The sequence below is a fragment of the Ilumatobacter sp. genome (genome assembly GCF_046290335.1).
GTDB lineage: Bacteria > Actinomycetota > Acidimicrobiia > Acidimicrobiales > Ilumatobacteraceae > Ilumatobacter_A.
Genome location: NZ_JBKAGH010000003.1, coordinates 1 through 12322 on the forward strand (window position 1 = coordinate 1; position 12322 = coordinate 12322).

Sequence of the window (12322 nt, forward strand, 5' to 3'; positions counted from 1 at the left end):
GACGGCCGGCTCGGTGACGGCCGGCTCGGTGACGGCCGGCTCGGTGACGGCCGGCTCGGCGGGGGCAACATCGGATGGAGCGGCGACTGCCGTCGAGGTGCTCGCGTCGGTTGCGTTGCCACCGCGGGTGAGGTACGCGACGACGTTCGTGCCAGCGGACACGATCGACACGACGCTCCACCCCTCGCTCGCCTTCTCGGTGAGCATCGGCGCGAGTGATTCAGCGTCGTATGAGGACGCGGTGACCGAAGAAAACTCCTGCATGACATCACGTTAGACGATGCGCGCGGATCTCCGGTGTATCACCGCCGGGGAATCCGTCGGTTCGGGTGGTTGCGAACGGACACGCTCGCGCCACGCCGCCAGGCCGGTGGGTTGCGCCGAAACACTCCGCGACAGCGACACCGGGGAGCGTCGTGGGGAGCGTCGTGGGGAGCGTCCGGAGAAGCGCAGATGACATCGCCGCTACGCCGTGCCGTGCCGTGCCGCGCGGTGCCGCGCCGCGCGGTGCGATGGTCGGTGTGTTCAAGCCGGGCCGGGTGCATCGCCGCTGGCGAGCGCGTCGACGACGGCGTCGGCGGGATCGCCGTCGAAGATCACGCGCCCGTCGCAGAGCGCGATGAGGCGGTCGCTGGCAGCCACGCTCGACAGTTCGTGCGTGGCCACGATCATCGTGGCGCCGTCGTCGTGCGCCCAGGCGATGAGCTCGAGCAGGGCCTCGCGCCCGGCGCGATCGAGTCCGACGAAGGGCTCGTCGATCAACATCAGCTCGAACGGCCGCACGAAGGCGATCGCGATCGATGCCTTCTGCTTCAACCCGCGGCTGAAGGTGATCGGTAAATCGTCGGCTCGGTGCGTCAGGCCGACCATGTCGAGCAGCGTGCGGGCGTGTTCGGCCCAGTCGTCGGTGTGATGAAGTCGGGCGACGTATTCGAGGTGTTGCCACACCGACAGGTCGTCGTAGAAGACGGGTTGATCGGAGAGGTACGACATCGCAGCCCGCGCGTCGCTGCTCCCGGCAGGCGAGCCGGCCACGATCGCGCTGCCGCCGCTCGGCTCGAGCATTCCGGCGAGCATCCGGATCAGGGTCGTCTTGCCCGATCCGTTGTGGCCGATCAACGACACGCGCTGTCCGGCCGGCACCACGAGGTCGAGTGGCGCGAGCGCGACAGCGTCGCCGTAGGACTTCGCGAGTCCGATCGCCGCGACCGCACCGTCGCCGGTCGCCTGCACGGTCACGTGGCCGCCCGTCCTGCGGCGAAGAAGGCGCGCAGACGCATCGCCCATCCGTCGCGTCGAAGGATCCACCAGACCATCACGGTGACACACAGTGCCACACCGATGACCGAACGAGCAGCGTTGCCAGCGCTCGGCTCGACACGCATCGCGGCAACCGGCGCGAGCGCAACGGCGCTGATCAGGAACGGCAGGAGCGTTCGGATGATGTTGCTGGCGCCCGCGAACTCGGGGAGAGCGAACGGGCTCTCGGCGTGGCGGTCGAGCCCGGTGATCGTCGTCGCCGCGACCCTGGTGGGTTCGGGCGCGTCCCGGACGGTCGTGACGATCGGACCCATGGCGCCGGCCCACATCGTCGGAACGGCGAGCGCCCACGCGGCCGGGGCATGGCGCGGCTCGATGACCGTCATCGAGACGGCGCTGATCACCCCGGCAATGGCGAGCAGTCCGGCGGGTGCGACCAGGTGGTGGGCGAAGAGCACGCCTCGATCGACGGGCAGCGACTCGGTGAGGTCGGGTCGATCGACCTCCTGTGCCAGCGGTTCGAGCGACTCGAGCCCGACGAGGAACGTCGTGCCGACGAGCGGCACCGCGAACAACCACGACGACGTCAACAGCAACGACGCGCTCGCCCCTGCGGCCACCGACAGCGCACCGATGCGCAGCAACCGAGAGATCGGAAGGCGGGCGAGCGACATCACCCCACGTCGCCAGACCAGCGTCGCCGACACGCGTCGCGATCCGACGGCCGTGGCGTGGTCGCCACGCAGCGCCCGCCTGGGGCGTGACGGTGCGAAGTCAGCGTGCAGGTCGGGTGCATGTGGAGCGCGTCCGATCGCCACCCACGGTTTCGCCCGGACCGACTCGGCGCGGAGTTGGCGTCGAAGCAGCACCACCGTTCTGAGATCTTGCACCGTGGCGGCGAAGCGCAGCTGCGAGACCAATTGCCCGCGACGCTCGAGCGGCTCGAGGCGGAGTCGCCCGGCCGCGAGGATCGCGAGGGCGGCGATCACCGCGACCACGACGATTGGGATGATCTCGACCGCCCGTTGCCGGATCCCCCAGAACAGGATCCCACCGGTGGTGTCCAACAACCCGGCCACGGCGGAGTCCGCATCTCCGACGTCGCGTCGCCAGGTCGTGACCGCGGCCACAGTCTGCGATGCAACGACGACGGTGCCGATCGCACTCGCCAGCCAACGCGGCACGGAGGCGGCGTGCGCGAGGACGGCCGCCGACACATACGTCAACCCGGCGAGCGTGCCGAAGAGCGCGGCACTCGCGGCCCAGGCGGCGCGGGAGCCTTCGACCTCGCGGGCGACGAGCTGGCCGATGATGGCGAGAACGAGCGCGGGGAGGAACACCACCGAACGCATTCTCTGCACGATCGGCCGAGCGAGCGCGAGACGGCGGTCGATGGGTGACAGCAGCAGGTGGCGGACATCGGCCGACTCGACCGACACCGGTCCGCCGTCGGCGCCGTTGCGCAGGCCGACGGCCAGCGCGAGTGCGATGGCGATGCCAGCGATGCTCGGCCCTCGCTCGAGGAGGACAGCGGTGCGCACCGTGTCGTCGATCAACCCGTCGACGGCGTCGGACGCGATGACGACGGCGGTCAAGCCGACGAGTGCGAAGAGGTAGACGCGGTACAGCACGTCGAACCATTCGATGTCGCCGAGGCGACGAGCCTGGCGAGCGCGGCGCAGATCGTGCAGCGTTGCCCGGTCCGCCGCTGCAGTCGTGGTCATCGCGCAACGAGGGTACTGCCATCGCCAGACGGGACCCGTTCGCCCGTGACGCTCCCGCCGCGTCCGACTGGGCGACGTCTGCAGGAGTCACGTCGAGATGCAAGCCGCAGGGCAGTGCGGGCGGGCAGACTGGTCGGGTGAATCGTGAACTTCCCTCCACCCGTACCCGACGCGCCTGGTTGGGTGCCCCGCTGGTCGCGGCGTTGTTGTTCGCTTCGTGCGGCGGGAGCGACTCGTCCGACTCGACCGATGTCGATGGCGGCGGGACGGGTGACGATGCCACCGTCGTGACCGAGCCGCTCGACGTCAACGCCGTTCCGACCGGCGAGAACGTGGCCCCCGTTGCATCGGCCGTCGGCGCCGAAGCAGATCTCGTCGACGAGGCGGTCGCCGGGACCGACGCAACCCCCGAGGCGACGACGCAGGAGACCGGTCCGATCTCCTTCACCGGTGCGCCGTTGCCGATCTACGACGTCGCGGCCGGCGATCCGTCGCTCGGCATCGCGTCGCCGATCGTGTCGGGACAAGGATTCGACGGTACGCCGATCGCCATCGGTGGGCCGAGCGACAACCCGACGCTGCTGGTCTTCTTGGCGCACTGGTGCCCGCATTGCAACGACGAAGTGCCGACCCTGATCGGCCTGCAAGAGGCGGGAAGCCTTCCGGTAGGCCTCGATGTGGTGGGCGTCAGCACCGCCGCCGACTCGACTCGTGACAACTATCCGCCCTCGGAGTGGGCCGAGGAGCTGAACTGGCCGTGGCCGATGATGGCCGACGACGACGTGTTGACCGCGATCTCGGTGTTCGGAGGCTCATCGTTCCCCTTCGCCGTGATCGTCGATGCCGACGGCACGGTCCTGGGTCGCAAGGCGGGCGCGTCGGATGCCGCTGGTCTGAGTGCGTTCATCGAGGGCGCGCTCAGCTGACCTGCCCGGCTGACTTGCCCGGCTGACCTGCCCGGCTGACCTGCCCGGCAGACCGGCTGGATCGAAGCGATGACGGAACGCCACTCTGAGCCGAGTGTCGAGCTCGGTACAGTGCCGACGATGTCTGCGAACGAGACGACCCCGGCGACCGACACGAGCACCGACGCCGACGTGCGCCTGCGCGTCGGGTTCTTCGGGCCGTTCGGGACGTTCACGCAGCAGGCGTTGCGCACCCTCGATGATCTCGCCGACGCCGAACACGTGCCGTATCGGACCGTGCCCGACATTCTCGATGCCGTCGCCGGGGCCGACGTCGATCTGGGGTTCGTGCCGATCGAGAACTCGATCGAAGGCATGGTCAACTTCACCCAGGACGCCCTCGCGTTCGACTACGACCTGGTGATCCAGCGCGAGGTCGTCATCGACATCGAGCACTGTCTGCTCGTGCGACCGGGCACCGACCTCGCGTCGATCACGGAGGTGCGGTCGATTCCGGTGGCGACGGCACAGTGCCATCGCTACCTGCGCGAGCAGTTGCCCGACGCCGAGATCGTGGCCGCCAACTCCACGGCCGACGCCGCGCGCATCGTCGCCGAGTCCGATCGACCAGGCCTGGCAGCGCTCGCCCCGCGGGTTGCCGCGTCGGTGTACGGGCTCGAGATCGCGGTGTCCGACATCGCCGATCACGCCGGCAACCAGACCCGGTTCGTCCTCGTCGCGCGGGACGGGATTTCGGCCCCGACCGGCCACGATCGCACGGCGGTCGTGGTCTACCAGCGCTCCGACGAACCCGGCAGCCTCATCTCGATCCTGCAGGAATTCGCGGCACGCCGCATCAACCTGTCGAACCTGTTCAGTCGGCCGACCAAGAACGGCGGGCTCGGCGACTACTGCTTCATCATGTATGCCGACGGCCACATCGCCGACGAACTCGTCGCCGACACGTTGCGTTCGCTGCACGCCAAACAAGGTCGCGTGAAGTTCCTCGGTTCGTACCCGGCTGCCGGTGAGAACGCCGACACCACCCGTGAGCACGCTGGCGGTCGGTGGCGCGACGCAGACGACTGGCTCGCCGACCTCCGCGCGCAGATCCGCTGACCCGCCCCCGGTGACCTGGGGCGTAACGGTTTGTGTCTGACACAAACCGTTACGGCTACCGTCGCGGGATGGTCGATTCGAACGCTCCTGTCACCGTGGTCACCGGCGCCAACTCCGGAATCGGTCGTGCGACCGCGATCCATCTCGCCGGGGCCGGTCATCGTGTCGTCGGCACCGTGCGCTCGATGGCGAAGGCCGACAAGCTGCTGGCACTGGCTGGCGACGCGGGGGTCATGGTCGAACTCGTCGAACTCGACGTCGCCGACGACGACTCGGTTCGCGACGGCTTCGCCGAGATCCACGAACTCACCGGCCGAGTCGATCACCTGATCAACAACGCCGGTGTCGGCGGCAACTCGGTCGTCGAAGAATGCCCATCGGAGATGTATCTCGACGTGTTCAACGTCAACGTCGTCGGCACCACGCGATGCACCCAGGCGGTGCTCCCGGAGATGCGCGAACGCGGCAGCGGCTCCATCGTCAACATCACGTCGGTGGCCGGGCGTATCGCAGCGCTCGCACAATCGCCCTACGTCGCGTCGAAATGGGCGCTCGAAGGGCTGAGCGAAGGCCTCGCGCAAGAGCTCGCGCCGTTCGGCATCCGGGTGGTGATCGTCGAACCGGGCGTCACGAAGTCGTCGATCTTCGCCAAGAACATCGACGCACCGAATTCGACGGGCGCCTACGACACGCACTACCGGCGGATGTTCCAGTTCTACGCCGCCGGAATGGCGGGTGCGACCGACCCGACAGAAGTGGGCCGGGTGATCGAGCACGCCATCACCACCGACGCACCCAAGTTGCGCTACCCGGTGAGCTGGGGCGGCGAGGAGATGGCGACCCTGCACGACCGGATCGCCGACGAGGACTGGCTCGAATTGGGCCGGATCGAGGACGACGCCGACTACATCCGTCGCTTCGATCAGATCTTCGGCATCGACATCTCCACCTGAACCGTCACTCCACCCGAACCGTCACTTCACCTGAACTAGCGTTGGGGTATGCCGCTCGTCGACATCGCCAAGAAGATCGAGAAGTCGCGTGACAAGCTGGGGTTCTCGCCCAGCGAGCAGATCCTGATGGCCTGCATGGTCAACCCGCGAGGGACCGTCGCAGCGATCGCGGCCGGTGGAATGGTCGGTGCCGCCATTCGAGCAAAGGTCGACAAGAACGCGGCGGCAGCGAACGGCGGCGGTCACGCAGCGGCCTGGCCGGGCGGTCGCAACATGTTGGCGATCACCTCGCAACGTCTGGTGTTGTGTGCGATGAGCACGCTGTCGGGCAAACCCACCAGCATCTCCGCGTCCTGGCCGCACGAGGCGATCGCTGGAATCGAAGTGGAGTCCGCTGCGACTCGCTACCCCTTCACGGTGGTGTTCGTCGATGGCACGATGGCGCAGGCTGAAGGAGCCAAGGGCTCGGGGGCCGACCAACTCCCAGCGGTCGTCGCTCAGATCTGGAGCTGACGAGTCCACCATCCACGTCGCCGTGGCATGAGGGCGACGGACACCCCGACGACACGCCGAAGCGAAGACTCCGACGACACCGATCTTCACGGCTTCTTGAGGTTTGCGACCTTGAGTTGACAGCCATGATGCCGATATTCGAAGAATGCGACGGCGTGACGACACCGAGGGCGGCCCACCTTCGCTGTCTGCGGACCCGTTCGCGGTCCCGAGCGAGACCATCGACGAAGCGATCCTCGCGGAACGCTTGAAGTACACCGCCGAAAGTCGGTGGGTGGGTCCGGTCGGGGTGTTCGCGGCGGCGGCCGTGTACGTCCTCATCATTCGTGAGTTCGTGCCGGTGACCGATCGCCTGTCGTGGCTGCTCGTCATGACCGTGTTCTCATTGTCGACGCTGCTCGCCAACTCGTTCCAAGTGGGTCCGTGGGTCCGTCCGGACGGCGTGCCGCTGTTCACCCACGTGGTCCATGCGCTCGTTGGAGTCGGCTGGGGCGCTGCCCTCTGGATGACCACCGGCCACGACGACACGCCGGAATTCCGGTGGATCACGATCGCCGTCATGGTCGCGGTCACCTCAGGTGCCAGCTCCGGATTGTCCGGGGTCAACGACCTCGGTCGGCACGTGGTCATGAGCATGTGGATCGTCGGTGGGCTCGCCCTCGTGGCCGACCGCCACATCGGTCTCGCTCTCGGAATCGGCATCTTTGTCGGGCTGACGATGGTCGACATCCGGATGGGCGCGCGCCTCTGGACCGACCTCATCCACCTCCGGGTCGCTGCTCGAGCGGCGGCCGACCGCCACCTCGCTGCGGCGCACACCGACGAACTGACCTCGCTCCTCAACCGCGGCGGCCTGCGCGAGTACGTGGAAACGGTTCGTGCCGATGCCGCACGACGCGACGGCTCGGCGGCCGGGGCCTCGGATGGCAACGTGCTCGTCGGATACTTCGTCGACCTCGACGACTTCAAGCGGATCAACGACGACTTCGGCCACCTCGTCGGGGACTCCGTGCTCACGGAGATCTCGGATCGACTCGTCGGGTCGACACCGCCCGGGGGCGCGGTCGCCCGACTCGGGGGCGACGAGTTCTTCGTGCTCGTGCATGCCGAGGATGTCGAGAGTCGGGAAGGGTTCCGGACCTGCCTGTCGGACGAGATCAATCGGCCGATCGAGATCGCCGACGGCGTCTTCATCGAGATGACAGCGAGCGTGGGCGCAGCCGAGACGACGTCGGGCACGCTCGACCTCAACGCACTACTGGAAGAGTCGGACCGAGCGCAGTACGAGGTGAAGCACCGCGCCCGATCACGCTTCGAGACCCGCTCGCATCGACGTCGGGTGGCCGCTACCGAGCGCAGCCACTCGGTGGATGCCACCGAACAACCGGCCTGATCGAACCCCTGCGGCGCACTTCGCCGCAGGCGCTCACTTCGTCGCAGGCGTTCACTTCGTGGCGGTGCCGAGCTCGGAACGCACCACGAGCACGGGCCGTCGTGCCCGGTCCGCCACGGCGCCGGCGACCGACGGGTCGAACAGGCGTGAGAACCACGACCGGTTGCGTGTACCTACCACGATGACGTCGGCCTGATGCTCCTCAGCCAGACGCAGGATGGCGTCGGCCGGATCACCGACGTCGCCGATCGCCGTGGTGCGGTCATCGCCGAGCCGTGTGGCGACCTGCTCGGCGACCCGGGAAGCAGCTCTGGGGGCGTGGCGACCTTCGTCGTCGAGTTGCTCCGTGAGGGCTGCCAGCGCGGCGCCGCCGCTACCCATGACCCCCGAGGAGAAGGGGAACGACAGGATCGAATCGACGTCGGGATCGATGTGTACGACCACGCCGTACACGTCTCGACGACCGCGCCCGGCGGTCTCGTCGCTCGCCGACTCGTCTCGTGCGTGCTTCTTCGATGGGCGGTCGAAGACGTCGAGCGCGACCTCCACGATCATCTGGTCGAGATGCGTGTCGTCGACGGCGATCACCAGCGTGATGCCATCGGGGAAGCCCTCGACAGCTGGATCGGTCGCTGGATCGATAGCCGCGTCGGTGGCTGGGCCTTCGCCGATCGGCTGCTCACCGCCGGTCGGTACGACGAACAGGGGAACCGGAGACGAGCCGACGAGGTCGTCGGCGAGATCGCCGTAGCGATCGGTCGCGTTGGCGTGGCGAACCGGGGTTGGCGACACGATCAACTCCAGCCCGTGCTCGTCGACGTACTCGACGATCGGTGCCGTTCCATGCCCGCTCAACACGACCGATTCGACCGCCGCGTGCTCGAAGACCGGGACCGTGTTGGCCAGTGCGGACGCACCGGCTGTTCGTCGCTCGACGACCTGGCGGTCGAGTTCGGCGGGTGAGACGACGGGCCCACCGACGCTCGTCGCTCCGGCGGTGGCGATGAGGAGACTCGGGTGAGGATCGACGACGGTGGCGAGGTGCCAGGCCATATCTTCCGGGAGCAGCCGAGTCGCGCGCGTGAGCGCGTCGTTGGCACGCATCGTTCCGTCGGTGATCGCAACGGCGCGGAACCGATGGTCTGGGTGCTCGGTCGTCACAGCGGGCGCAGCGTTCATGGTCGGGCACTACCCGCCGTTTGGGCAGCGCAATCCTGGACGCGGCGGTTGGACAGCTCATCCCGGTGACGATCAATCCGGTGGTACCGAGGCGCGGTCGCGCACGCGAACCGAGGCGGCGACGCGCCGCAGTTCGAGGCGTTCTCGTTCGAGCCACGTGGTGTCGTCGACGGTCGTGACGAGATCGTCGACCAGGTCCTCGAACGGTTTGATCGGCCCGGGCAGCTCGCGGCGGATCACCTCGCTGCGCATCTCGATCACCGTACGGAGCAGCGTCAGCATGACCTTCGGGTCGCTGCGTCCATAGCGCCGGATCGGGTCGAAGCCGGCGAGGAGGTGTTCGCGCTTCTCAGCGGGTTCGGAGCGGATCGTTCTGCCGTCTTCTTCGACGATGCTGGGTTCGTCGTCGTGTGCCCACAGCGCCAACAACACTTCCGCGAGGTGGCGTGTGATGTCCTCGGCGGTTTGTGGGTCGTTGATGCCGGGGGACAGTGCCCGCACGGCGATGTCCGCCAACTGGGCGATGCCGAATCCGATGTCTTGTTGCATCGTCCGAGAGTCGCCGAGCGCGAAGGCCGCACGGACGCCGCTCGCGATCGCATCGGCGTGCTGTTCTTCGGCCTGGTCGTCGTGCTGGTCTGGCTCCTGGTCGCGGTGTGTGTCGGTGTGTGTGTCGGTGTGTGTGTCGGTGTGTGTGTCGCTGCGCTGGTTGCCTCGATCAGACGGGAGCTCCACCCACGCGAGTGGACTGTTGCTCGTCACGTACGCGCCATGGGTGACCACGATCCAGGCGGACGACTCGCTCGGCAGCGCCTCCGCGAGCGACGTTGCGTCGATCTGTTGCACCCATCCGCAACGACCCGCCTCGACGACGATGGCGTGCGCCGGAATCGGCGGGTGCTCGGGTCGCGTGCGCTCGTAGCTCCCCCGCTCGAGTGGCGCTCGCCGCGCTGCGGGAGTCACCCGAGGGCTCGCTCCGCCGTGGCGACGACCGGCCGCCTCGATGACGGCGATGGTCTCGTCAGAGATCCGCTTGGCGACGGTGCCGATCTGCAGGCTCGTCGTCACGTGGTCGACGGCGCGCACGACCGCGACGAGACATGCCACACCCAAGACGACTGCGACGATGACGGTCACGTTGGGGACGATCGAGTCGTCACCGAGATCTCGAGCCGAGCGCAGCCCGAGCAGGCAGAAGACCGTGGTCGCGAGCACGAGACCGACGGTTCGTCGCAGCACGGTGTCGCTCAGCCAGTTGCGCATCGCTCGCGGCGAGAACTGTCCGCTCGCGAGTTGCACCGCGACGAGCATCATCGAGACGAGCAACGTGAAGGCGGTGATCAGACCGCCGGCGATCGCGCCGAGCACGGCTCGGGCACTGTCGATCGTGGTCGCCAAGAGTGCGGGCAGGTCGTTGCCGCCGTCACTGATGCGTCGATCGATCAGCAGGATCAACTGGCTTGCGATCACGGCGACGAAGGTCATCACGAGCGGCACGAAGGCCAATCGGTGTTGGAACTCTTCGATGAGTTGCCGGACGCGGACGATGCCGATGCGTTCGGCCAGCCAATGTCGTGCCTTCGAAACGTAGCGCTGGGTTGCCGAGGAGCTTGCGTCTCGGGATTCGTCGTCCGCAGGAGCGGTGGCAGGAGCAGTGGCAGGAGCGGCGTTCGTCGAGCGTTGCTCGCCTTGCTCGGGGGTGGGTTGTCGCTGCAAGGTGATCAGCGGTGACGGTCGCGGCGGAACGAACACGTCACGTTGACGATGCCGTCGGAGTGATCGACCCGCACGTCGTCGGCGAGCGCGTGAACGATGTTGAGTCCGCGGCCCGTGACTCGATCCGGCGGAACCGGGGGCGGACACCGGCGTGGCGGAGACGACGAGATCGATTCGGTCGCGACGACGAACCCGTCGCGTCGACCGTCGTCGTCGACGATGGTTCCGTAGCTCACGACGGCATCACCATCTCCGTGTTCCAGCGCGTTGGTGACCAACTCCGACACCACGAGCGACACGTCGTCGACGGAGTCGGCGCCGAGGATCGATGCGGCGGCGTTCGCAACTCGCCGCCTCGCTCGCGCGAGTTGACGGGGCGACGACACGCGGAACTCTCGATAGTCCACCGTGCCGCCCATCGCCACGTCGTACCCGAGACCCAGAGACGTCAAACCCGGCAGTTGCCGTGCCGCCGATCGCCAGAGCTGATCGGGACCCGGCTTGCCAGGTCGTTGCGCGGGTTCTCGTTCGGACCGGCGGACTCGCGCCTCGAGTCTGGACTCCAAGACGTCATGCCGCTCGGGGAAACGCAACCGCGTCGTCTGCCTCGTCTGTCTCGCGGCGCAGCCACCAGAGGACCCCGATCAACGCGGCGATCGCCACCGCACCGGACAGAACGATGCGTGGATGGCGACGGGCGGCGCTCGCCGACGTCACGACGGTCCGTGACACGTGATTGGCCATGCTGCGGCCACCGCTGGTGGCGGCGGCGCTCGTTGCACTGGCGACGTCTTCGGCGACGTGGCGGGCCGATGACGCCAGATCACCGAACGAGTCAGCGACGGCGTCGAGGTCCACGCGGTCGGTCGCGGTCGCGGCGACCGACCGGATCGTGTCGCTGATCTGGTCGGTGTCTCGAGGGAGCTTGGTCACATTCATGAAATCATCCGTTCCGTGCTGGTCTGGTGCTGGTGCTGGTGCTGTTCTCTCGATCGAAGGCTCAGTCGGTGCGGCGATGCACGACGTCGCCAGCGGAGTCCTGCAGGTGCGCTCGCACGAACCACTGGAAGAGCTCGAGATCTTGGAGCTGCCCGATGAGGAGATCCTCCGACACCGGATCGATCTCGCCGAGGCGCTGCTGGCCAGCTCGGTGATCGGCGATGACGCCGCTGTAGACGTCGTCGAGTGCCGCGAGGTGACGAACTGTCGGTTCGCGATGGAGTTCGTAGTCGCTCCACGTGCGGGTCTCGACGATCTTGCCGGGCGTGCCGCTCGGGCTGGCGCCGAGCGTGGCGATGCGTTCGGCCAGTACGTCTGACATCGAGCGGATCTTGTCGACTTGAGGATCGAGCATCTCGTGGATGGCGATGAAATTCATGCCGACCACGTTCCAGTGGATGTGTTTCAGCGTGAGGTGGAGATCGAGGAGCGCGGTCAGGCGCTGCTGCAGAATCGACGTCGTCTCAGCCGACGACTCCGAACTCAGACCGGCGACGGTCGTGTTGATCGAGTCCGACGTCATGCCGGTGTTGCTGCCGGTGTTGCTGCCGGTGTTGCTGC

The 12322-nt window shown here is 67.6% G+C and carries 12 protein-coding genes and 1 pseudogene; 5 read left to right on the forward strand and 8 right to left on the reverse strand.

The features are described from left to right. From ACE37B_RS12560 to ACE37B_RS12570, 3 genes and pseudogenes are all read right to left on the reverse strand, one after another. Positions 1 to 264: pseudogene (locus tag ACE37B_RS12560) on the reverse strand (hypothetical protein); the annotation flags it as partial. Positions 265 to 525: 261 nt separating this feature from the next. After that, positions 526 to 1239: an ABC transporter ATP-binding protein gene (locus tag ACE37B_RS12565; protein ID WP_409923674.1), complete on the reverse strand. Its 714-nt coding sequence runs from the start codon at positions 1237 to 1239 to the stop codon at positions 526 to 528. Beyond that, the gene (locus ACE37B_RS12570; protein WP_409923675.1) at positions 1236 to 2984 is read right to left on the reverse strand and encodes a hypothetical protein; all 1749 of its coding nucleotides are present in this window, start codon (positions 2982 to 2984) and stop codon (positions 1236 to 1238) included. The genes ACE37B_RS12565 and ACE37B_RS12570 overlap by 4 nt, the downstream gene beginning before the upstream one ends. Before the next feature lie 137 nt (positions 2985 to 3121). On the opposite strand from ACE37B_RS12570, the gene ACE37B_RS12575 reads away from it, so the two are divergent. From ACE37B_RS12575 to ACE37B_RS12595, 5 genes are all read left to right on the forward strand, one after another. Next, positions 3122 to 3910, forward strand: a complete 789-nt coding sequence (locus ACE37B_RS12575) for a TlpA family protein disulfide reductase (protein WP_409923676.1) — start codon at positions 3122 to 3124, stop codon at positions 3908 to 3910. Positions 3911 to 4030: 120 nt separating this feature from the next. Further along, positions 4031 to 5008 (forward strand): prephenate dehydratase, encoded by a 978-nt coding sequence (pheA, locus tag ACE37B_RS12580; protein WP_409923677.1) that lies wholly within the window; start codon positions 4031 to 4033, stop codon positions 5006 to 5008. A 68-nt stretch (positions 5009 to 5076) separates the two neighbouring features. Further along, positions 5077 to 5961 (forward strand): SDR family oxidoreductase, encoded by an 885-nt coding sequence (locus tag ACE37B_RS12585; protein ID WP_409923678.1) that lies wholly within the window; start codon positions 5077 to 5079, stop codon positions 5959 to 5961. 48 nt (positions 5962 to 6009) lie between these two features. Then, complete coding sequence (locus ACE37B_RS12590; protein ID WP_409923679.1) at positions 6010 to 6474, forward strand: hypothetical protein; 465 nt, start codon at positions 6010 to 6012, stop codon at positions 6472 to 6474. A 145-nt stretch (positions 6475 to 6619) separates the two neighbouring features. Then, positions 6620 to 7867 (forward strand): diguanylate cyclase domain-containing protein, encoded by a 1248-nt coding sequence (locus tag ACE37B_RS12595; protein ID WP_409923680.1) that lies wholly within the window; start codon positions 6620 to 6622, stop codon positions 7865 to 7867. Between the two features lie 51 nt (positions 7868 to 7918). On the opposite strand, the gene ACE37B_RS12600 is transcribed toward ACE37B_RS12595, so the two are convergent. The 5 genes from ACE37B_RS12600 to ACE37B_RS12620 all read right to left on the reverse strand — a co-directional run bounded on the left by ACE37B_RS12600 (position 7919) and on the right by ACE37B_RS12620 (position 12284). After that, a complete protein-coding gene (locus tag ACE37B_RS12600) occupies positions 7919 to 9046 on the reverse strand; it encodes a universal stress protein (RefSeq protein WP_409923681.1) in 1128 nt (375 codons plus the stop codon). Positions 9047 to 9118: 72 nt separating this feature from the next. Then, on the reverse strand, positions 9119 to 10798 hold the full coding sequence (locus tag ACE37B_RS12605) for a DUF2254 domain-containing protein (RefSeq protein WP_409923682.1): 1680 nt from the start codon (positions 10796 to 10798) through the stop codon (positions 9119 to 9121). Next, on the reverse strand, positions 10768 to 11181 hold the full coding sequence (locus ACE37B_RS12610) for an ATP-binding protein (protein WP_409923683.1): 414 nt from the start codon (positions 11179 to 11181) through the stop codon (positions 10768 to 10770). Before ACE37B_RS12610 ends, ACE37B_RS12605 begins: the two co-directional genes overlap by 31 nt. A gap of 151 nt (positions 11182 to 11332) precedes the next feature. Then, positions 11333 to 11701 (reverse strand): hypothetical protein, encoded by a 369-nt coding sequence (locus ACE37B_RS12615; protein WP_409923684.1) that lies wholly within the window; start codon positions 11699 to 11701, stop codon positions 11333 to 11335. Between the two features lie 61 nt (positions 11702 to 11762). Next, the gene (locus ACE37B_RS12620; RefSeq protein ID WP_409924334.1) at positions 11763 to 12284 is read right to left on the reverse strand and encodes a Dps family protein; all 522 of its coding nucleotides are present in this window, start codon (positions 12282 to 12284) and stop codon (positions 11763 to 11765) included. Positions 12285 to 12322 lie beyond the last annotated feature (38 nt).